The sequence below is a fragment of the Thermus oshimai DSM 12092 genome, assembly GCF_000373145.1.
In the GTDB taxonomy this organism is placed as follows: Bacteria; Deinococcota; Deinococci; order Deinococcales; family Thermaceae; genus Thermus; species Thermus oshimai.
Genome location: NZ_KB890602.1, coordinates 1 through 18,854 on the forward strand (window position 1 = coordinate 1; position 18,854 = coordinate 18,854).

General features: G+C 67.3%; 36 protein-coding genes. 34 read left to right on the forward strand and 2 right to left on the reverse strand.

The genetic code is table 11. The annotated features are described in order from the left end of the window. From B043_RS0100005 to rplQ, 32 genes are all read left to right on the forward strand, one after another. On the forward strand, positions 1-803 hold an 803-nt coding region (locus tag B043_RS0100005), incomplete at its 5' end, for an EF-Tu C-terminal domain-related protein (RefSeq protein ID WP_018460488.1). Positions 804-811: 8 nt separating this feature from the next. Next, a complete protein-coding gene (rpsJ, locus tag B043_RS0100010) occupies positions 812-1,129 on the forward strand; it encodes a 30S ribosomal protein S10 (RefSeq protein ID WP_016328552.1) in 318 nt (105 codons plus the stop codon). Continuing rightward, positions 1,126-1,746: a 50S ribosomal protein L3 gene (gene rplC, locus B043_RS0100015; protein WP_016328553.1), complete on the forward strand. Its 621-nt coding sequence runs from the start codon at positions 1,126-1,128 to the stop codon at positions 1,744-1,746. Before rpsJ ends, rplC begins: the two co-directional genes overlap by 4 nt. Positions 1,747-1,760: 14 nt before the next feature. After that, positions 1,761-2,381: a 50S ribosomal protein L4 gene (gene rplD, locus B043_RS0100020; RefSeq protein ID WP_016328554.1), complete on the forward strand. Its 621-nt coding sequence runs from the start codon at positions 1,761-1,763 to the stop codon at positions 2,379-2,381. Further along, entirely contained in the window at positions 2,378-2,668 is a 291-nt protein-coding gene (locus B043_RS0100025; RefSeq protein ID WP_016328555.1) for a 50S ribosomal protein L23, read from the forward strand. Before rplD ends, B043_RS0100025 begins: the two co-directional genes overlap by 4 nt. A gap of 51 nt (positions 2,669-2,719) precedes the next feature. Further along, the gene (gene rplB / locus B043_RS0100030) at positions 2,720-3,550 is read left to right on the forward strand and encodes a 50S ribosomal protein L2 (protein WP_018460490.1); all 831 of its coding nucleotides are present in this window, start codon (positions 2,720-2,722) and stop codon (positions 3,548-3,550) included. Between the two features lie 8 nt (positions 3,551-3,558). Then, on the forward strand, positions 3,559-3,840 hold the full coding sequence (gene rpsS, locus B043_RS0100035) for a 30S ribosomal protein S19 (protein WP_011173711.1): 282 nt from the start codon (positions 3,559-3,561) through the stop codon (positions 3,838-3,840). Between the two features lie 2 nt (positions 3,841-3,842). Then, on the forward strand, positions 3,843-4,184 hold the full coding sequence (gene rplV, locus B043_RS0100040) for a 50S ribosomal protein L22 (protein WP_016328557.1): 342 nt from the start codon (positions 3,843-3,845) through the stop codon (positions 4,182-4,184). Further along, entirely contained in the window at positions 4,174-4,893 is a 720-nt protein-coding gene (gene rpsC / locus B043_RS0100045; protein WP_018460491.1) for a 30S ribosomal protein S3, read from the forward strand. The genes rplV and rpsC overlap by 11 nt, the downstream gene beginning before the upstream one ends. A 3-nt stretch (positions 4,894-4,896) precedes the next feature. Continuing rightward, positions 4,897-5,322 (forward strand): 50S ribosomal protein L16, encoded by a 426-nt coding sequence (rplP, locus tag B043_RS0100050; RefSeq protein WP_016328559.1) that lies wholly within the window; start codon positions 4,897-4,899, stop codon positions 5,320-5,322. Next, the gene (rpmC, locus tag B043_RS0100055) at positions 5,309-5,527 is read left to right on the forward strand and encodes a 50S ribosomal protein L29 (RefSeq protein WP_016328560.1); all 219 of its coding nucleotides are present in this window, start codon (positions 5,309-5,311) and stop codon (positions 5,525-5,527) included. The genes rplP and rpmC overlap by 14 nt, the downstream gene beginning before the upstream one ends. Continuing rightward, complete coding sequence (gene rpsQ, locus B043_RS0100060; protein WP_016328561.1) at positions 5,520-5,837, forward strand: 30S ribosomal protein S17; 318 nt, start codon at positions 5,520-5,522, stop codon at positions 5,835-5,837. The genes rpmC and rpsQ overlap by 8 nt, the downstream gene beginning before the upstream one ends. Continuing rightward, entirely contained in the window at positions 5,834-6,202 is a 369-nt protein-coding gene (gene rplN / locus B043_RS0100065) for a 50S ribosomal protein L14 (protein WP_016328562.1), read from the forward strand. Before rpsQ ends, rplN begins: the two co-directional genes overlap by 4 nt. Further along, positions 6,202-6,534, forward strand: coding sequence for a 50S ribosomal protein L24 (rplX, locus tag B043_RS0100070; protein ID WP_016328563.1), 333 nt, complete (start codon positions 6,202-6,204; stop codon positions 6,532-6,534). The genes rplN and rplX overlap by 1 nt, the downstream gene beginning before the upstream one ends. Position 6,535: 1 nt before the next feature. Then, positions 6,536-7,084, forward strand: coding sequence for a 50S ribosomal protein L5 (rplE, locus tag B043_RS0100075; protein ID WP_016328564.1), 549 nt, complete (start codon positions 6,536-6,538; stop codon positions 7,082-7,084). A 7-nt stretch (positions 7,085-7,091) separates the two neighbouring features. Beyond that, a complete protein-coding gene (locus tag B043_RS0100080) occupies positions 7,092-7,277 on the forward strand; it encodes a type Z 30S ribosomal protein S14 (protein ID WP_016328565.1) in 186 nt (61 codons plus the stop codon). 71 nt (positions 7,278-7,348) lie between these two features. After that, positions 7,349-7,765, forward strand: a complete 417-nt coding sequence (rpsH, locus tag B043_RS0100085; protein WP_016328566.1) for a 30S ribosomal protein S8 — start codon at positions 7,349-7,351, stop codon at positions 7,763-7,765. Continuing rightward, positions 7,765-8,307, forward strand: a complete 543-nt coding sequence (gene rplF, locus B043_RS0100090; RefSeq protein WP_016328567.1) for a 50S ribosomal protein L6 — start codon at positions 7,765-7,767, stop codon at positions 8,305-8,307. Before rpsH ends, rplF begins: the two co-directional genes overlap by 1 nt. 8 nt (positions 8,308-8,315) lie before the next feature. Continuing rightward, positions 8,316-8,654 (forward strand): 50S ribosomal protein L18, encoded by a 339-nt coding sequence (gene rplR, locus B043_RS0100095; protein ID WP_016328568.1) that lies wholly within the window; start codon positions 8,316-8,318, stop codon positions 8,652-8,654. Between the two features lie 9 nt (positions 8,655-8,663). Beyond that, on the forward strand, positions 8,664-9,137 hold the full coding sequence (rpsE, locus tag B043_RS0100100) for a 30S ribosomal protein S5 (protein WP_016328569.1): 474 nt from the start codon (positions 8,664-8,666) through the stop codon (positions 9,135-9,137). Beyond that, positions 9,137-9,319, forward strand: coding sequence for a 50S ribosomal protein L30 (rpmD, locus tag B043_RS0100105; RefSeq protein WP_016328570.1), 183 nt, complete (start codon positions 9,137-9,139; stop codon positions 9,317-9,319). The genes rpsE and rpmD overlap by 1 nt, the downstream gene beginning before the upstream one ends. After that, positions 9,316-9,768 carry a 50S ribosomal protein L15 gene (gene rplO / locus B043_RS0100110; RefSeq protein WP_016328571.1) on the forward strand — a complete coding sequence of 151 codons (453 nt, stop codon included), beginning with the start codon at positions 9,316-9,318 and terminating at the stop codon, positions 9,766-9,768. Before rpmD ends, rplO begins: the two co-directional genes overlap by 4 nt. Position 9,769: 1 nt before the next feature. Beyond that, complete coding sequence (gene secY / locus B043_RS0100115) at positions 9,770-11,086, forward strand: preprotein translocase subunit SecY (RefSeq protein WP_016328572.1); 1,317 nt, start codon at positions 9,770-9,772, stop codon at positions 11,084-11,086. Positions 11,087-11,094: 8 nt separating this feature from the next. Beyond that, positions 11,095-11,649 carry an adenylate kinase gene (locus B043_RS0100120; protein ID WP_016328573.1) on the forward strand — a complete coding sequence of 185 codons (555 nt, stop codon included), beginning with the start codon at positions 11,095-11,097 and terminating at the stop codon, positions 11,647-11,649. After that, the gene (gene map / locus B043_RS0100125; RefSeq protein ID WP_016328574.1) at positions 11,649-12,416 is read left to right on the forward strand and encodes a type I methionyl aminopeptidase; all 768 of its coding nucleotides are present in this window, start codon (positions 11,649-11,651) and stop codon (positions 12,414-12,416) included. The genes B043_RS0100120 and map overlap by 1 nt, the downstream gene beginning before the upstream one ends. A gap of 3 nt (positions 12,417-12,419) precedes the next feature. Next, entirely contained in the window at positions 12,420-12,638 is a 219-nt protein-coding gene (gene infA, locus B043_RS0100130; RefSeq protein WP_016328575.1) for a translation initiation factor IF-1, read from the forward strand. Between the two features lie 8 nt (positions 12,639-12,646). Continuing rightward, complete coding sequence (gene rpmJ, locus B043_RS0100135; protein ID WP_014514895.1) at positions 12,647-12,760, forward strand: 50S ribosomal protein L36; 114 nt, start codon at positions 12,647-12,649, stop codon at positions 12,758-12,760. Positions 12,761-12,770: 10 nt separating this feature from the next. Beyond that, positions 12,771-13,151 carry a 30S ribosomal protein S13 gene (gene rpsM / locus B043_RS0100140; RefSeq protein ID WP_015718087.1) on the forward strand — a complete coding sequence of 127 codons (381 nt, stop codon included), beginning with the start codon at positions 12,771-12,773 and terminating at the stop codon, positions 13,149-13,151. A 34-nt stretch (positions 13,152-13,185) separates the two neighbouring features. Further along, complete coding sequence (gene rpsK, locus B043_RS0100145; RefSeq protein WP_016328576.1) at positions 13,186-13,575, forward strand: 30S ribosomal protein S11; 390 nt, start codon at positions 13,186-13,188, stop codon at positions 13,573-13,575. A gap of 12 nt (positions 13,576-13,587) precedes the next feature. Then, positions 13,588-14,217, forward strand: a complete 630-nt coding sequence (rpsD, locus tag B043_RS0100150; RefSeq protein WP_016328577.1) for a 30S ribosomal protein S4 — start codon at positions 13,588-13,590, stop codon at positions 14,215-14,217. Positions 14,218-14,231: 14 nt separating this feature from the next. Further along, complete coding sequence (locus B043_RS0100155) at positions 14,232-15,170, forward strand: DNA-directed RNA polymerase subunit alpha (RefSeq protein WP_016328578.1); 939 nt, start codon at positions 14,232-14,234, stop codon at positions 15,168-15,170. A 4-nt stretch (positions 15,171-15,174) separates the two neighbouring features. Then, complete coding sequence (gene rplQ / locus B043_RS0100160) at positions 15,175-15,531, forward strand: 50S ribosomal protein L17 (protein ID WP_016328579.1); 357 nt, start codon at positions 15,175-15,177, stop codon at positions 15,529-15,531. A 39-nt stretch (positions 15,532-15,570) separates the two neighbouring features. Here rplQ and B043_RS0100165 read toward each other — a convergent pair whose 3' ends face one another. Beyond that, positions 15,571-16,032, reverse strand: coding sequence for a hypothetical protein (locus tag B043_RS0100165; protein ID WP_016328580.1), 462 nt, complete (start codon positions 16,030-16,032; stop codon positions 15,571-15,573). Positions 16,033-16,076: 44 nt separating this feature from the next. Here B043_RS0100165 and B043_RS0100170 point away from each other — a divergent pair, with 44 nt between their 5' ends. Next, entirely contained in the window at positions 16,077-16,913 is an 837-nt protein-coding gene (locus B043_RS0100170; RefSeq protein ID WP_016328581.1) for a DMT family transporter, read from the forward strand. Between the two features lie 4 nt (positions 16,914-16,917). Here the strand turns inward: B043_RS0100170 and B043_RS0100175 are convergent, their stop codons facing one another. After that, the gene (locus B043_RS0100175; protein ID WP_016328582.1) at positions 16,918-17,424 is read right to left on the reverse strand and encodes an HNH endonuclease; all 507 of its coding nucleotides are present in this window, start codon (positions 17,422-17,424) and stop codon (positions 16,918-16,920) included. Positions 17,425-17,491: 67 nt separating this feature from the next. Here B043_RS0100175 and B043_RS0100180 point away from each other — a divergent pair, with 67 nt between their 5' ends. Further along, positions 17,492-18,853 (forward strand): tetratricopeptide repeat protein, encoded by a 1,362-nt coding sequence (locus B043_RS0100180; protein ID WP_018460492.1) that lies wholly within the window; start codon positions 17,492-17,494, stop codon positions 18,851-18,853. Position 18,854: the final 1 nt, after the last annotated feature.

Consider the following 18,854-nt stretch of genomic DNA (forward strand, 5'->3'; position numbering starts at 1 on the left):
ACATGGTGGACGACCCGGAGCTTTTGGACCTGGTGGAGATGGAGGTGCGGGACCTTCTGAACCAGTACGAGTTTCCTGGGGACGAGGTTCCGGTGATCCGTGGGAGTGCGCTTTTAGCGCTGGAGCAGATGCACAAGAACCCCCAGACGAAGCGTGGGGAGAACGAGTGGGTGGANCGGATTTGGGAGNTGTTGGACGCGATTGACGAGTACATTCCCACGCCGGTGCGGGACGTGGACAAGCCGTTCTTGATGCCGGTGGAGGACGTATTTACGATCACGGGTCGTGGGACGGTGGCCACGGGCCGGATTGAGCGGGGGAAGGTGAAGGTTGGGGACGAGGTGGAGATTGTGGGGCTGGCTCCTGAGACGCGGAGGACGGTGGTGACTGGGGTGGAGATGCACCGTAAGACGCTGCAGGAGGGGCTGGCTGGGGACAATGTGGGGTTGTTGTTGCGTGGGGTAAGCCGGGAGGAGGTGGAGCGGGGCCAGGTGTTGGCGAAGCCTGGGAGCATTACTCCGCACACGAAGTTTGAGGCGTCGGTGTACATCTTGAAGAAGGAGGAGGGCGGGCGGCACACGGGGTTTTTTTCGGGGTACCGTCCGCAGTTTTACTTTCGGACGACGGATGTGACGGGGGTGGTGGAGTTGCCCCAGGGGGTGGAGATGGTGATGCCTGGGGACAACGTGACGTTTACGGTGGAGCTGATCAAGCCGGTGGCGTTGGAGGAGGGCTTGCGGTTTGCCATCCGGGAGGGTGGGCGGACCGTGGGCGCCGGCGTGGTCACCAAGATCCTGGAGTGAGGTGAGGCATGCCCAAGATCCGAATCAAGCTGCGGGGCTTTGACCACAAGACCCTGGACGCCTCGGCCCAGAAGATCGTGGAGGCCGCCCGGCGTTCCGGGGCCCAGGTCTCCGGCCCCGTTCCCTTGCCCACCCGGGTGCGCCGCTTCACCGTGATCCGGGGGCCTTTCAAGCACAAGGACTCCCGGGAGCACTTTGAGCTCCGCACCCACAACCGTCTGGTGGACATCATCAACCCCAACCGCAAGACCATCGAAAGCCTCATGTCCCTGGACCTTCCCACCGGGGTGGAGATCGAGATCAAGACCGTGGGAGGTGGCAAGTGAAGGGCATCCTGGGCACCAAGGTGGGCATGACCCGCATCTACAAAGACGACCGGGCCATCCCCGTCACCGTCATCCTGGCGGGGCCCTGCCCGGTGGTCCAGCGCCGCACCCCCGAGAAGGACGGCTACACCGCGGTCCAGCTGGGCTTTCTGCCCCAGAACCCCAAGCGGGTCAACCGTCCCATGAAGGGCCACTTCGCCAAGGCGGGGGTGGAGCCGGTGCGCATCCTTAGGGAGATCCGGGACTTCAGCCCCGAGAAGGACGTGGTGACCGTGGACATCTTCCAGCCTGGGGAGCGGGTGGACATCACCGGCACCTCCAAGGGGCGGGGCACCGCGGGCGTGATGAAGCGCTGGAACTTCGCGGGCGGGCCCGATTCCCACGGCGCCCACAAGATCCACCGCCACCCCGGCTCCATCGGCAACCGCAAGACCCCGGGCCGGGTGTACAAGGGCAAGCGCATGGCGGGCCGCTACGGGGCGGAGCGGGTTACGGTGGTGAACCTCGAGGTGGTGGACGTCATCCCCGAGGAGAACCTCCTTCTGGTCAAGGGCGCGGTGCCCGGGCCCAACGGAGGCCTCCTCATCGTGCGCGAGACCAAGAAGGTGGCCAAGTAAAGGTGAAGGAGGACATGGTGTACCAGATTCCTGTGCTCTCCTCTTCCGGCACCCGGGAGCTTTCCGCCGAGCTGCCGGCGGAGATCAACCCCCACCTGCTTTGGGAGGTGGTGCGCTGGCAGCTGGCGAGCCGCCGCCGGGGCACGGCCAGCACCAAGACCCGGGGGGAGGTGGCCTACTCCAGCCGCAAGATCTATCCCCAGAAGCACACCGGCCGTGCCCGGCACGGGGACATCGGCGCGCCCATCTTCGTGGGCGGCGGGACGGTCTTTGGGCCCAAACCCCGGGACTACAGCTACACCCTGCCCAAGAAGGTGCGGAAGGCGGGCCTGGCCATGGCCGTGGCCGACCGGGCCCGCGAGGGGAAGCTCCTCCTGGTGGAGGACTTCGCTGGGGTGAACGGCCGGACCAAGGAGTTTTTGGCCTGGGCCAAGGGAGCCGGGCTTAACGGGGAGGAGACGGTGCTCCTGGTGGCCCAAGACGAACGGGTCCGCCGGGCGGCCCGCAACCTGCCCTGGGTGGTCACCCTGGCCCCGGAGGGCCTGAACGTGTACGACATCCTGCGCACCGAGCGCCTGGTCATGGACCTTGCGGCCTGGCAGGCCTTCCAGGCCCGCCTGGGGGGTGAGGCATGAAGACCGCGTACGATGTGATCCTGGCCCCCGTGCTCTCGGAGAAGGCCTACGCCGGCTTCGCCGAGGGCAAGTACACCTTCTGGGTCCACCCCAAGGCCACCAAGACGGAGATCAAGAACGCGGTGGAGGAGGCCTTTAAGGTCAAGGTGGTGGGGGTGAACACCCTCAAGGTGCGGGGGAAGAAGAAGCGCCTGGGCCGCTACATGGGCCGGCGCCCCGACCGCAAGAAGGCCATCGTGCAGGTGGCCCCCGGGCAGAAGATCGAGGCCTTGGAGGGCCTCATCTAAAAGACCATCCGGGAGGGGAGCCCGGGCCCCGATCCGGAGGGAGGAAACCCAATGGGGATCAAGAAGTTCAAACCCTACACGCCGAGCCGCCGCTTCATGACGGTGGCGGACTTCTCCGAGATCACCAAGACCGAGCCGGAGAAGTCCCTGGTCAAGCCCCTGAAGAAGACGGGTGGGCGGAACAACCAGGGCCGCATCACCGTGCGCTTCCGTGGGGGCGGGCACAAAAGGCTTTACCGCATCATCGACTTCAAGCGCTGGGACAAGGCGGGCATCCCCGCCAAGGTGGCGGCCATAGAGTACGACCCCAACCGCTCCGCCCGCATCGCCCTCCTCCACTACGCCGATGGGGAGAAGCGCTACATCATCGCCCCCGAGGGCCTGCAGGTGGGCCAGCAGGTTCTGAGCGGGCCCGATGCCCCCATCGCCGTGGGCAACGCCCTCCCCTTGCGCTTCATCCCCGTGGGCACCGTGGTGCACGCGGTGGAGCTGGAGCCCAAGAAGGGGGCCAAGCTCGCCCGCTCCGCGGGGACCAGCACCCAGATCCAGGGCCGGGAGGGGGACTACGTGATCCTGCGCCTGCCTTCTGGGGAGCTCCGCAAGGTCCACGGGGAGTGCTACGCCACCGTGGGGGCGGTGGGCAACGCGGACCACAAGAACATCGTCCTGGGCAAGGCCGGGCGCACCCGCTGGCTTGGGCGCAAGCCCCACGTGCGCGGTGCGGCCATGAACCCGGTGGACCACCCCCACGGCGGTGGTGAGGGCCGGGCCCCCCGGGGCCGTCCCCCCGCTTCCCCCTGGGGCTGGCAGACCAAGGGGCTTAAGACCAGGAAGCGCCGCAAGCCCTCCAGCCGCTTCATCATCGCCCGGCGCAAGAAGTGAGGTGAGGTATGCCGCGTAGCTTGAAGAAAGGCGTCTTCGTAGATGACCACCTCCTGGAGAAGGTGCTGGAGCTGAACGCCAAGGGCGAGAAGCGGCTCATCAAGACCTGGAGCCGCCGCTCCACCATCGTCCCGGAGATGGTCGGCCACACCATTGCCGTCTACAACGGCAAGCAGCACGTGCCCGTCTACATCACGGAGAACATGGTGGGCCACAAGCTGGGTGAGTTCGCCCCCACCCGCACCTACCGGGGGCACGGCAAAGAGGCCAAGGCCACCAAGAAGAAGTAGCCATGGAAGCGAAAGCCATTGCCCGATACGTGCGCATCGCCCCCAGGAAGGTCCGGCTGGTGGTGGACCTGATCCGGGGGAAGAGCCTCGAGGAGGCCCGCGCCCTCCTGCGCTACACCCCCAAGCGGGGGGCCTACCACGTGGCCAAGGTGCTGGAGTCCGCCGCCGCCAACGCCGTGAACAACCACGACATGCTGGAGGACCGCCTCTACGTGAAGGCGGCCTTCGTGGACGAGGGCCCCGCCCTCAAGCGGGTTCTGCCCCGGGCCCGGGGCCGGGCGGACATCATCAAGAAGAAGACCAGCCACATCACCATCATCCTGGGGGAGAAGCATGGGAAATAAAATCCACCCCATCGGTTTTCGGCTCGGCATCACCCGGGACTGGGAGTCCCGCTGGTACGCGGGCAAGAGGCAGTACCGCCACCTTCTGGTGGAGGACCAGAACATCCGCGAGTTCCTCACCAAGGAGCTCTACCCCGCGGGGCTGGCCCGGATTGACATCGAGCGGGCGGCGGACAACGTGGCCGTGACCGTGCACGTGGCCAAGCCCGGCGTGGTCATCGGCCGGGGGGGGGAGAAGATCAAGGTCCTCCGCGACCAGCTCTCCAAGCTCACCGGGAAGAACGTGGCCCTGAACGTCCAGGAGATCCACAACCCCAACCTCTCCGCGCCCCTGGTGGCCCAGCGGGTGGCGGAGCAGATCGAAAGGCGCTTCGCCGTGCGCCGGGCCATCAAGCAGGCGGTGCAGCGGGTCATGGAGTCCGGGGCCAAGGGGGCCAAGGTCATCGTTTCGGGCCGCATCGGCGGGGCGGAGCAGGCCCGCACCGAGTGGGCCGCGGAGGGCCGGGTGCCCCTTCACACCCTGCGTGCTAACATAGACTACGGCTTTGCCCTGGCCCGCACCACCTATGGGGTGCTGGGGGTTAAGGCGTACGTCTTCCTGGGCGAGGTGATCGGCGGCCAGAAGTCCAAGGCCCGCCCCGAGGCCCCGAAAGGGGAGGAGCGGCCCCGCCGCCGCCGCCCGGCCGTGCGCGTGAAGAAGGAGGAGTAGGCCATGCTGATGCCCAGGCGCATGAAGTACCGGAAGCAGCACCGCGGCCGCATGCGGGGGGCCGCCAAGGGTGGGGACTACGTGGCCTTCGGGGACTATGGCCTCGTGGCCCTCGAGCCCGCCTGGATCACCTCCCAGCAGATCGAGGCCGCCCGTGTGGCCATGGTGCGCCACTTCCGGCGCGGCGGGAAGATCTTCATCCGCATCTTCCCCGACAAGCCCTACACCAAGAAGCCCCTGGAGGTGCGGATGGGTAAGGGGAAGGGCAACGTGGAGGGGTACGTGGCCGTGGTCAAGCCGGGCCGGGTGATGTTTGAGGTGGCGGGGGTCACGGAGGAGCAGGCCCTCGAGGCCCTGCGCATCGCCGGCCACAAGCTCCCCATCAAGACCAAGATCGTGCGGAGGGACGCCTACGATGAAGCTCAGTGAGGTCAAAAAGGCCCTGGAGGAGGCCCGCAAGCTCTCCCCGGTGGAGCTGGAGAAGCTCATCCGGCAGAAGAAGCGGGAGCTCATGGAGCTCCGCTTCCAGGCCTCCATCGGCCAGCTCTCCCAGAACCACAAGATCCGGGAGACGCGGAAGATGATCGCCCGGCTCCTCACGGTCTGGAACGAGAAGAGGAGGCAGAATGCCTAAGAAGGTGCTGACCGGGGTGGTGGTGAGCGACAAGATGCAGAAGACCGTGGCGGTCCTGGTGGAGCGCCAGTTCCCCCACCCCCTTTACGGCAAGGTCATCAAGCGGTCTAAAAAGTACCTGGCGCACGACCCCAACGACGAGTACAAGGTGGGGGACGTGGTGGAGATCATCGAGGCCCGCCCCATCTCCAAGCGCAAGCGCTTCCGGGTCCTGCGCCGGGTGGAGGAGGGCCGGATGGACCTGGTGGAGAAGTACCTGGTCCGCCGCCAGAACTACCTGAGCCTTTCCAAGCGGGGAGGTAAGGCATGATCCAGCCCCAGACCTACCTGGAGGTGGCCGACAACACCGGGGCCCGCAAGATCATGTGCATCCGGGTGCTCAAGGGGAGCAACGCCAAGTACGCCACCGTGGGGGACGTCATCGTGGCCAGCGTCAAGGAGGCCATCCCCCGGGCTTCGGTGAAGAAGGGGGACGTGGTCAAGGCGGTGGTGGTGCGCACCAAGAAGGAGGTCAAGCGCCCCGACGGCTCCGCCATCCGCTTTGACGACAACGCCGCGGTGATCATCAACAACCAGCTGGAGCCCAGGGGAACCCGGGTCTTCGGCCCCGTGGCCCGGGAGCTCAGGGAGAAGGGCTTCATGAAGATCGTCTCCCTGGCGCCGGAGGTGCTCTGATGCAGCCCAAGCTACACGTGAAGAAGGGGGACACCGTCTTGGTGGCCTCCGGGAAGTACAAGGGGCGGACCGGTAAGGTCAAGCAGGTCCTGCCCAAGAAGTACGCGGTCATCGTGGAGGGGGTGAACATCGTCAAGAAGGCGGTGCGCCCCAGCCCCAAGCACCCCCAGGGCGGCTTTGTGGAGCAGGAGGCCCCCCTGCACGCCTCCAAGGTGCGGCCCATCTGCCCTTCCTGCGGCAAGCCCACCCGGGTGCGCAAGAAGGTTCTGGAGGACGGCCGTAAGGTGCGGGCCTGCGCCAAGTGCGGCGGCGTTCTAGACGTGGAGGAGTGAGATGCCTCTGGAAGTGGCCCTGAAGAAGAAGTACTACGAGGAAGTCCGGCCCGAGCTCATCCGCCGCTTCGGGTACCAGAACATCTGGGAGGTGCCCCGCCTGGAGAAGGTGGTGGTGAACCAGGGGCTGGGGGAGGCCAAGGAGGACGCCCGCATCCTGGAGAAGGCGGCTCGGGAGCTGGCCCTCATCACCGGCCAGAAGCCCGCCGTCACCCGGGCCAAGAAGTCCATCTCCAACTTCAAGCTCCGCAAGGGCATGCCCATCGGCCTTAGGGTCACCCTGCGGGGGGATCGGATGTGGATCTTCCTGGAGAAGCTCCTCAACGTGGCCCTGCCCCGCATCCGCGACTTCCGGGGCGTGAACCCGAATAGCTTTGACGGCCGGGGGAACTACAACCTGGGCCTCCGGGAGCAGCTCATCTTCCCCGAGATCACCTACGACATGGTGGATGCCCTGAGGGGGATGGACATCGCGGTGGTCACCACCGCCAAGACCGACGAGGAGGCCCGGGCCCTGTTGGAGCTTTTGGGCTTCCCCTTCCGCAAGTGAGGGCGAGATGGCGAGAAAAGCGCTGATTGAGAAGGCCAAAAGGACCCCTAAGTTCAAGGTGCGGGCCTACACCCGGTGCGTGCGCTGCGGGCGGGCCAGGAGCGTTTACCGCTACTTCGGCATCTGCCGGCTTTGCCTGAGGGAGCTCGCGCACAAGGGGCAGCTGCCCGGGGTGAGGAAGGCCAGCTGGTAGGGCGGTGGCCGGTCGGGGGGTTTCCCTCGAGACCGCACGGCCTAAGGGCATGAGGTAAAAGGAGAGAGGAAATGCTGACGGACCCCATCGCCGACATGCTGACCCGGATTCGGAACGCCACCCGGGTCTACAAGGAGAGCACGGAGGTGCCCGCCTCCCGCCTCAAGGAGGAGATCCTCAGGATCCTGGCGCGGGAGGGCTTCATCAAGGGGTACGAGCGGGTGGAGGTGGACGGCAAGCCCGTCTTGCGCATCCACCTCAAGTACGGTCCCCGGCGCCAGGGCCCCGACCCCAGGCCCGAGCAGGTCATCAACCACATCCGCCGCATCAGTCGGCCCGGGCGGCGGGTGTACGTGGGGGTGAAGGAGATCCCCCGGGTGCGCCGGGGCTTGGGGATCGCCATCCTTTCCACGTCCAAGGGCGTCCTCACCGACCGCGAGGCCAGGAAGCTCGGCGTGGGCGGCGAGCTCATCTGCGAGGTGTGGTGATGTCTAGGATCGGCAAGATGCCCATTCCCTTGCCCAAGGGGGTGACCGTGGAGGTGACCCCGGGGCTCGTGAGGGTGAAGGGGCCCAAGGGCGAGCTTTCCGTGCCCGTGAGCCCCGAGATGAAGATCACGGTGGAAGACGGGGTGGTCCGGGTGGAGCGCCCCTCGGACGACCGCCGCCATCGAAGCCTCCACGGCCTCACCCGCACCCTCATCGCCAACGCGGTGAAGGGGGTGGCCGAGGGGTACGCCAAGGAGCTCCTCATCAAGGGCATCGGCTACCGGGCCCGGCTGGTGGGGCGGGCGGTGGAGCTTTCCGTGGGCTACAGCCACCCGGTGGTGGTGGAGCCCCCGGAGGGGATCACCTTTGAGGTGCCCGAGCCCACCAAGATCCGGGTCCTGGGGATTGACAAGCAGAAGGTGGGCCAGGTGGCCGCCAACCTGAGGGCCATCAAGAAGCCCAGCGCCTACCACGAGAAGGGCATCTACTACGCGGGCGAGCCCGTCCGCCTCAAGCCCGGCAAGGCTGGGGCCAAGAAGTAGGAGGAGGCATGGCACGGCTAACCGCTTTTGAGCGTCGGAAGTTCCGGGTGCGCAACCGCGTCAAGCGCTCCGGGCGTCTCAGGCTTTCCGTTTTCCGCAGCCTCAACCACATCTACGCCCAGATCATCGACGACGAGAAGGGCGAAACCCTGGTGGCCGCTTCCAGCCTGGCCCTGAAGCTGAAGGGCAACAAGACGGAGGTGGCCCGGCAGGTGGGGCGGGCCTTGGCGGAGAAGGCCTTGGCCAAGGGGATCAAGCAGGTGGCCTTTGACCGCGGGCCTTACAAGTACCACGGCCGGGTGAAGGCCCTGGCCGAGGGGGCCCGGGAGGGTGGCCTCGAGTTCTAAGGAGGGACCATGCCCGAGACCGATTTTGAGGAGAAGATGATCCTGGTGCGGCGCACCGCCAAGACCTACCAGGGCGGCCGCCGCTTCCGCTTCGGCGCCCTGGTGGTGGTGGGGGACCGGCAGGGCCGGGTGGGCCTGGGCCTGGGCAAGGCCAAGGAGGTGCCCCTGGCGGTGCAGAAGGCGGGGTACTACGCCCGCCGCAACATGGTGGAGGTGCCCCTTCTGAACGGCACCATCCCCCACGAGGTGGAGGTGGAGTACGGGGCCTCCAAGATCCTCCTCAAGCCCGCGGCCCCCGGCACCGGGGTGATCGCGGGGGCCGTGCCCCGGGCCATCCTGGAGCTTGCCGGGGTGACGGACATCCTCACCAAGGAGCTGGGGAGCCGCAACCCCATCAACATCGCCTACGCCACCCTCGAGGCCCTGCGCCAGCTTAAGACCAAGGACGAGGTGGCCCGCCTCAGGAAGGGCAAGGAGGAGTGATGCCCAGGCTCAAGGTCAAGCTGGTGAAAAGCCCCATCGGCTACCCCAAGGACCAGAAGGCGGCCCTTAAAGCCCTGGGGCTCACCCGCCTGCAGAAGGAGCGGGTGCTGGAGGATACCCCCGCCGTCCGGGGCAACGTGGAGAAGGTCCGCCACCTTCTCCAGGTGGAGGTGCTGGAATGAAGCTCACGGATCTAAAGCCCAATCCAGGGGCCAACAAAAAGCGCAAGCGCGTGGGCCGGGGGCCGGGCTCCGGGCACGGCAAGACGGCCACCCGGGGCCACAAGGGCCAGAAGTCCCGCTCCGGCGGGCTTAAGGACCCCCGCCGCTTTGAGGGCGGGCGCTCCACCACCCTGATGCGCCTGCCCAAGCGGGGCATGCAGGGCCAGGTGCCCGGGGAGATCAAGCGCCCCAAGTACCAGGGGGTGAACCTCAAGGACCTGGCCCGCTTTGAGGGGGAGGTGACCCCGGAGCTTCTGGTCCAGGCCGGCCTCCTCAAGAAGGGGTACCGGCTGAAGGTCCTGGGGGAAGGGGAGGCCAAGCCCCTTAAGGTGGTGGCCCACGCCTTCTCCAAGAGCGCCTTGGAAAAGCTGAAGGCCGCGGGCGGCGAGCCCGTCCTTCTGGAGGCCTAAGATGCTGAAGGCCTTCCGGAGCGCCCTCCAGATCCCCGAGCTCCGCCAGCGCATCCTCTTCACCCTCTTGGTGCTGGCCGCCTACCGCCTGGGGGCCTTTATCCCCACCCCGGGGGTGGACCTGGACAAGATCCAGGAGTTCCTGCGCACCACCCAGGGTGGGGTGTTCGGCATCATCAACCTCTTCTCCGGCGGGAACTTTGAGCGCTTCTCCATCTTCGCCTTGGGGATCATGCCCTACATCACCGCGGCCATCATCATGCAGCTTCTGGTCACGGTGGTCCCGGCCCTGGAGAAGCTCTCCAAGGAGGGGGAGGAGGGCCGCCGCGTCATCAACCAGTACACCCGGATCGGCGGCATCGCTCTGGGGGCCTTCCAGGGCTTCTTCCTGGCCACGGCCTTCCTGGGGGCCGAAGGGGGGCGGTTCCTCTTGCCCGGCTGGTCCCCGGGGCCCTTCTTCTGGATGGTGGTGGTGGTCACCCAGGTGGCGGGCATCGCCCTCCTCCTCTGGATGGCGGAGCGCATCACGGAGTACGGCATCGGCAACGGCACCAGCATGATCATCTTCGCTGGCATCGTGGTGGACTGGCTGCCCCAGCTCCTGCGTACCGTGGGCCTCATCCGCACCGGGGAGGTGAACCTGGTGGCCTTCCTCTTCTTCCTGGCCTTCATCGTCCTGGCCTTTGCCGGGATGGTGGCGGTGCAGCAGGCAGAACGGCGCATCCCCGTCCAGTACGCCCGCAAGGTGGTGGGCCGCCGGGTGTATGGGGGGCAGGCCACCTACATCCCCATCAAGCTGAACGCCGCCGGGGTCATCCCCATCGTCTTCGCCGCGGCCATCCTGCAGATCCCCATCTTCCTCGCCGCCCCCTTCCAGGACAACCCCGTCCTCCAGGCCATCGCCAACTTCTTCACCCCCACCCGCCTCTCCGGCCTCCTCATCGAGGTGGTCCTCATCGTCCTTTTCACCTACGTGTACACCGCGGTGCAGTTTGACCCCAAGCGCATCGCGGAAAGCCTCCGGGAGTACGGGGGCTTCATCCCCGGCATCCGCCCGGGGGAGCCCACGGTGAAGTTCCTGGAGCACATCGTCTCCCGCCTCACCCTGTGGGGGGCGCTCTTCTTGGGGCTGGTGGCCGCCCTGCCCCAGATCATCCAGAACCTCACCGGGGTCCAGAGCATCGCCTTCTCTGGGATAGGGCTCCTCATCGTGGTGGGCGTGGCCCTGGACACCTTGAGGCAGATTGAAAGCCAGCTGATGCTCCGGAACTACGAGGGGTTCCTCTCCAAGGGCCGCATCCGCGGCCGCACCCGCTAGGAGGCAGCATGGGGGAAGCGGTGATCTTCTTGGGGCCGCCGGGGGCGGGGAAGGGCACCCAGGCGGCGAGGCTTTCCGAGGAGCTGGGCTTTAAGAAGCTCTCCACGGGGGACCTCCTCCGGGACCACGTGGCCCGAAAGACCCCTTTGGGGGAACGGGTGCGCCCCATCATGGAGCGGGGCGACCTGGTGCCCGACGACCTCATCCTGGACCTCATCCGGGAGGAGCTCTCGGAGCGGGTGATCCTGGACGGCTTCCCCCGCACCCTGCCCCAGGCCGAGGCCCTGGACGAGCTCCTTAAGGAGACGGGGATGAGGCTTCTTGGGGTGGTGCTGGTGGAGGTGCCGGAGGAGGAGCTTATCAAGCGCATGCTCAGGCGGGCGGAGCTCGAGGGCCGCGCGGACGACAACGAGGAGACCATCCGCCGCCGCCTCGAGGTCTACCGGGAGAAGACCGAGCCGCTGGTGCGCTACTATGGGGAGCGGGGCGTGCTCCGGCGGGTGGAGGGCTTAGGGACCCCCGATGAGGTCTACGCCCGCATCCGGGCCGCCCTGGGAATCTGATGGCCATCAAACTGAAAAGCCCCTGGGAGATCGAGCGCATGCGGGAAGCGGGCGCCCTCCTCACCGAGGTGGTGGAGGAGGTGGGCCGCCACGTGGAGCCCGGCATCACTACCAAGGAGCTGGACCGGATCGCCTACGAGGCCATCAAAAGGCGCAAGGCCAAGCCGGCCTTCCTCGGGCTTTACGGCTTCCCCGCCACCTTGTGCACCTCGGTGAACGAGGTGGTGGTCCACGGCATCCCCTCCGACGAGCCCCTGAAGGAGGGGGACATCCTCTCCGTGGACGTGGGCCTCATCTACGGGGGCTTCGCCGCGGACATGGCCCGCACCTTCCCCGTGGGGCGGGTCTCCCCGGAGGCGGAAAGGCTCATCCGCGACACGGAGGAGGCCTTCTGGGAGGGGTTTAAGTACCTCCGGCCGGGCTACCGCACCGGGGACGTGGGCCACGCGGTGCAGACCTTTTTGGAAGCCCGGGGCTACGGGGTGGTGCGGGAGTTCGTGGGCCACGGGGTGGGGCGGGAGATCCACGAGGACCCCAAGCTCCCCAACTTCGGAAAACCCGGCACCGGCCCCAAGATCCGCCCCGGCATGACCCTGGCCCTGGAGCCCATGGTGACCCTAAGGCCAGCCCCTGTGGTAATATTGGAAGATGGCTGGACGGCGAGCGCCGGTAAGGGCAACCTCGCCGCCCACTACGAGAACACCGTCTTGGTGACGGAGGAGGGCCCGGAGCTTCTCACCGGGAAGCCCCTGGTGCGGGCGAGGTAGGGTATGGCGAAGGAGAAGGACACCATACGGGCGGAGGGCGTGATTACGGAGGCGCTTCCCAACGCGACCTTTCGCGTGAAGCTGGACTCGGGGCCGGAGATTCTGGCCTACATCTCCGGCAAGATGCGCATGCACTACATCCGCATCCTGCCCGGGGACCGCGTGGTGGTGGAGATCACGCCGTACGACCCCACCCGGGGGCGGATCGTCTACAGGAAGTAGGAGGCAAGATGAAGGTACGGGCTTCGGTCAAGAAGATGTGCGAGAAGTGCAAGGTGGTGCGCCGGCACGGCCGGGTGTACGTGATCTGCGAGAACCCTAAGCACAAGCAGCGTCAGGGCTAAGGAGGCGAGCGTGGCGAGGATTGCAGGGGTAGAGATTCCGAGGAACAAGCGGGTGGATGTGGCCCTCACCTACATCTACGGGGTGGGGCCGGCGCGGGCCAAGGAGGCGTTGGAGAAGACGGGGATCAACCCCGCCACCCGGGTCAAGGACCTCACCGAGGCCGAGGTGGTCCGCCTCCGGGAGTACGTGGAGAACACCTGGAAGCTGGAGGGTGAGCTCCGCGCGGAGGTGGCCGCCAACATCAAGCGGCTCATGGACATCGGCTGCTACCGGGGCCTGAGGCACCGCCGGGGCCTTCCCGTGAGGGGCCAGCGCACCCGCACCAACGCTCGCACCCGCAAGGGCCCCCGGAAGACCGTGGCCGGCAAGAAGAAGGCCCCCAGGAAGTAAGGCTGGGCCAGTGGATACTCCGTAGAGGGAGAGTATGGCCAGGAAAGTCACCAAGAAGAAGGTCAAGCGCCAAGTCGCCAGCGGCAAAGCCTACATCCACGCCTCCTACAACAACACCATCGTCACCATCACCGACCCGGACGGCAACCCCATCACCTGGTCCTCGGGCGGGGTGATCGGCTACAAGGGCACCCGCAAGGGGACCCCCTACGCCGCCCAGCTTGCGGCCATGGACGCGGCCAAGAAGGCCATGGCCTACGGCATGCAGAGCGTGGACGTCATCGTCCGCGGCACCGGGGCGGGCCGGGAGCAGGCCATCCGCGCCCTCCAGGCCTCCGGCCTCCAGGTGAAGTCCATCGTGGACGACACCCCCGTGCCCCACAACGGCTGCCGTCCCAAGAAGAAGTTCCGCAAGGCTTCGTAAGGAGAGGAGAAGATGGGTCGTTACATTGGACCAGTTTGCCGCCTTTGCCGCCGGGAAGGTGTGAAGCTTTACCTGAAGGGGGAGCGCTGCTACAGCCCCAAGTGCGCCATGGAGCGCCGGCCCTACCCCCCGGGCCAGCACGGCCAGAAGCGGGCCCGCCGCCCCTCCGACTACGCGGTGCGCCTGAGGGAGAAGCAGAAGCTCCGCCGCATCTACGGCATCTCGGAAACCCAGTTCAGGAACCTCTTTGAGGAGGCGAGCCGCAAGAAGGGCGTCACGGGCACGGTCTTCCTGGGGCTTTTGGAGTCCCGGCTGGACAACGTGGTCTACCGCCTGGGCTTCGCCCAAAGCCGCCGCCAGGCCCGGCAGATGGTGCGCCACGGGCACATCACCGTGAACGGCCGCCGGGTGGACCTGCCCGCCTACCGCGTGAAGCCGGGGGACGAGATCGCCATCGCCGAGGGGAGCCGGAACCTGGACTTCATCCGCCAGAACCTCGAGGCCATGAAGGGCCGCAAGGTGGGGCCCTGGCTCTCCCTGGACGTGGAGGCCATGAAGGGCAAGTTCCTCCGCCTCCCCGACCGGGAGGACCTGGCCCTGCCGGTGAACGAGCAGCTGGTGATTGAGTTCTACTCCAGGTAGGCCTAAGGAGGGCTATGTTAGAGAGCAAGCTGAAAGCCCCGGTCTTTACCGTGCGCACCCAGGGGCGGGAGTACGGGGAGTTCGTCCTCGAGCCCCTGGAGCGGGGCTTCGGGGTGACCTTGGGGAACCCCCTAAGGCGCATCCTCCTCTCCTCCATCCCGGGCACCGCGGTCACCAGCGTCTACATTGAGGACGTCCTCCACGAGTTCTCCACCATCCCCGGGGTGAAGGAGGACGTGGTGGAGATCATCCTGAACCTCAAGGAGCTGGTGGTCCGCTTCCTGGACCCCAAAATGCAGACCGCCACCCTCCTCCTCAAGGCGGAAGGGCCTAAGGTGGTGCGGGCGGCGGACTTCGTGCCCCAGGCGGACGTGGAGATCCTGAACCCCGACCTGCCCATCGCCACCCTGGAGGCGGGGGGGAGGCTCCACATGGAGGTGCGGGTGGACCGGGGGGTGGGCTACGTGCCCGCGGAGCGCCACAACACCAAGGACCGCATCAACGCCATCCCCGTGGACGCCATCTTCTCCCCGGTGCGCCGGGTGGCCTTCCAGGTGGAGGACACCCGTCTGGGCCAGCGCACGGACCTGGACAAGCTCACCTTGCGCATCTGGACTGACGGGTCCATCACCCCCATGGAGGCCCTGGAGCAGGCGGTGAACATCCTGAAGGAGCACCTCTCCTACTTCGCCAACCCCCAGACCACCGCCCTCCCCGAGGAGGCCCCCGCCCCCAAGCTCGAGGAGAAGGAGGAGGAGCTGGACCTCCCCTTGGAGGAGCTCGGCCTTTCCACCCGCGTCCTCCACAGCCTGAAGGAGGAGGGGATCGAGTCCGTGCGGGCCCTTCTGGCCCTGAACCTCAAGGACCTGAAGAACATCCCCGGCATCGGGGAAAGGAGCCTGGAGGAGATCCGCGAGGCCCTGGAGAAGCGGGGCTTCACCCTGAAGGAGTGAGAGCATGCGCCACCTCAAGTCCGGCCGCAAACTAAACCGCCACTCGGCCCACCGTCTGGCCCTTTTCCGTAACCAGGCCAAAAGCCTCCTGACCCACGGCCGCATCACCACCACCCTTCCGAAGGCCAAGGAGCTCACCGGCTTTGTGGACCACCTCATCCACCTGGCCAAGCGGGGCGACCTGCACGCCCGTCGCCTGGTTCTCAGGGACCTGCAGGACGTGAAGCTGGTGCGGAAGCTCTTTGACGAGATCGCCCCCAAGTACCAGAACCGCCCCGGGGGCTACACCCGGGTCCTCAAGCTGGCGGAGCGCCGCCGGGGGGACGCGGCGCCTTTGGCCCTGGTGGAGCTGGTGGAGTAGCCCGAGAAGACCCCAGGCCCCGCCCGCGGGCGGGGCTTCCTATTCTTTTTTCAGGAGCTTCAAAAGCTGGTCTTCCAGCTCGCCGATGTAGGCGGCTAGGGTGTTCCCGTGCTTTTCCAGAATGTCCACCAGGCGGGCTTCCAGGGCCCGGATCTCCTCCTTTTCCGCCTCTCCTAGCCGGGCGAACTCCGCCTCCAGGTAGCGCTTAAGCTCGGTGTAGCGGCTTTCCTCGGCCTCCTCCGCCAGCTTCTTGTAGTGGAGGAGCTCCCGGGCGTAGCGCTTCACCTCCAGAAGGGCCGCGGTCTCGAGGCCGATGGTGAAGAGGAGGTAAAGCAGGGTCACCAGGAAGAGGGCCACCACCAGCACCAGCCCCAAGGGGGCCTCCACCCGGGTGAGGCCCAAGGAGAGGGCGGTGGGGCGGGTGATCTCCCCCCAGTTGAGCCAGCTGAAAAGGCCGAGGAGGAGGAGGAAGACCAGGGCGAAAAGGGTTCGTGCGCTCATGATAGGCCTCCTTCGGGCACCGGGGGGATTATACACTTTTCAGCATGGGCTACCTCTACCTGCTCCTGGCCGCTTCCCTGTGGGGCCTCCTGGGCCCGGTGAGCCGGGTGGCCTTCGCCGAAGGGGTGACCCCCCTCACCGTGGCCTTCTTCCGCGCCCTTGTGGCCTGGGCCTTCTTCGCCCTGCACGCGGCCCTTCTCGGCCAGACCCGGGTGGCCCCCAAGGACCTTCCCGTGCTCCTGGGCTTCGGGCTTTTGGGGGTTTCCCTCTTCTATGGGGCCTACCAGCTGGCCGTGGGCTACGGGGGGGCCGCCTTGGCCTCCGTCCTCCTCTACACCGCCCCCGCCTGGGTGGCCCTCATGGCCCGGCTTTTCCTAAAGGAGCCCTTGGGGCGCCGGGGGGCGCTTGCGGTCCTCCTCACCCTCCTCGGGGTGGGCCTCATGGGCCTGGGGGGCGGCCAGGGGGTGCGCCTGGGAGCCCTCGCCCTTTTCTTCGGCCTCCTTTCCGGCTTCACCTACGCCCTGTACTACATCTTTGGCAAGGTCTACCTGCCCCGTTACGCCACGCCCACCCTCTTCCTCTACGCCCTCCCCGTGGGGGCTTTGGGGCTTTGGCCCTTCGTGGACTGGCCCGCCCTTTCCCCCAAGGCCCTTGGGGCCCTCCTCTTTTTGGGGGTCTTCTCCACCTACGGGGCCTACCTGGCCTACTACGCGGGGCTTAGGCGCCTCTCCGCCACCCGGGCCAGCGTGGTGGCCACCCTCGAGCCCGTGGTGGCCAACCTGGCGGCCTACCTGCTCTTCGGGGAGGTTTTGGCCCCCCTGGCCTACCTGGGGGCGGGGCTCGTCCTCCTGGCCGTCCTCCTCACCCTGGGGAAGGAGTAGGGCTCTAGGCCATCTGCAAGAAAGGCTGCCAGGCCTCGGGGATTTCCTTAAGGTCGGCCAAAAAAAGGGGCGCTTTGGGCGCCCTAGGCGGCTTTAGAAGGCGCATGCCGGCCTCCTCGGGGGTGCGGTCCCCCTTTTTCAGGTTGCAGGCCCGGCAGGCGGCCACCAGGTTTTCCCAGGTGCTCTTCCCCCCCCGGCTTTTGGGGAGGACGTGGTCCACCGTGAGGTCCCCCCCCTGGCGGCCGCAGTACTGGCAGGTGTACCGGTCCCTCCGGAGGACGTTCCTGCGGTTTAGGGGTACCCGGCTTGGCCCCCGGCGCACCAGGCGCTTCAAGCGGATCACGCTGGGCACGGGGATGCGGGTGGAGGGGGTGTGGAGGTAAAGCCCGCTTTCCGCCACCATCTCCGCCCCCCCGCCCAGGACCAGGAGGACGCTGCGCTTGATGCTGGCCAGGCCCAGCACCTCGTAGGTGGCGTTCAGGACCAGGACCCGGGGAGCGTCCAGGTTCACGGGTTCAGCATACCAAAAAGCGTTCCGTGCTATGCTAAGGCCAAGGTTGGGGTTGGGAGGGTTCCCTATGGCGAAAAGGCTCTTTTGGTCCTTCTTTCTGGTATTTTTGGGCGGGTTTTCCTCCTTGTCCTGGGCGGAGGATGCCCTCCTGGAGAAGGCGGAGGCCTTATTGAAGGCGGGTTCCTATGAGGAGGCCGCGTTGGCCTACGAGGCCTACCTGGCCCAGGACTACGGCCGCCTCGAGGCCCACCTGGGCCTGGGGGTGGCCCTGGCCAAGGCGGGCCGTCTGCAGGAGGCCCGCTTCGCCTTTGACCAGATGACTCGCCTCTTCCCCGAGCGCTACGAGGGCTTCTTCAACCTGGGCCAGGTCCTCCTCCTTCTGGGCAAGCCCCAGGAGGCGGCGGAGGCCCTGGCCCGGGCGGCGGAGCTTAGGCCTACGGAGGAGGCCTACCTGGCCCTGGCCCAGGCCCTGGCCCAGGCCGGGAATGCCCAGGGGGCGGCGGAGGCCTTGAGGAAAGGCCTCGCCCCGGAGCGGAGCGCGGCCTACCGTCTGGCCCTGGCCCAGGCCCTCTACGCCTCGGGGGCCCGGTCGGAGGCGGTGCCCGTGCTCTACGCCCTCCTCAACCGCGAGCCCAAGGTGGCCGAGGCCTGGGACCTCCTGGCCCTGATCCTCGCGGAGGAGGGCCTGAAGGGGCGGGCCTTAAGGGAGCTGGACCGGGGCCTGGCCCAGGTGGAGGGGAAGGGAAGGGCCAGGCTCCTTCTTCGCAAGGCCCTCCTTTCCCCTAACCCCGAACCCCTCCTCAAGGAGGCCTACGCCCTGGACCCGGGGCTTTGGACCGCCGCCTACCTCCTGGGCCGGTCCCGCCTCGAGGCCAAAGACCCCAAGGGGGCCCTCCCGTACCTCCTCTCCGCCTACCGCACCGCTCCTGAGCCCGAGGTGGCCCTGGCCCTGGCGGGGGCCTACTGGGCCTTGGGGGACTACAAGAACGCCTACCGCTACGCCGGCGAGGCCGGCCCCGCGGGGCGCTTCCTGAAGGCCCAGGCCGCCCACCGCCTGGGGAGGAGGGAGGAGGCCTTGGCCCTCCTGGAAGGCCTCGCCACCCCCGAGGCCTTGAGCCTTAGGGGGGTCCTGCTTTTGGAGCTCGGCCGGGCGGAGGAGGCCGTGGCCGCCTTGGGCCAGGCCTACCAGGCCACCCCAAGCCCCGAGGTGGGGGCCAACCTGGGGGCGGCCCTGGTGGCCCTCCGCCGCTACGGGGAGGCGGAGGTGGTCTTGCGGGAGGTCCTCCTCAAGGCCCCTCGCTTGAGCGCGGCCTGGTACAACCTGGGCCTGGCCTTAAGGGCCCTGGACCGCCAGGCGGAGGCGGAGCGGGCCCTGAGGCAGGCGGCCCTCCTGGGCTCCAAGGAAGCCGAGGCCCTTCTTAGGAGGTAGG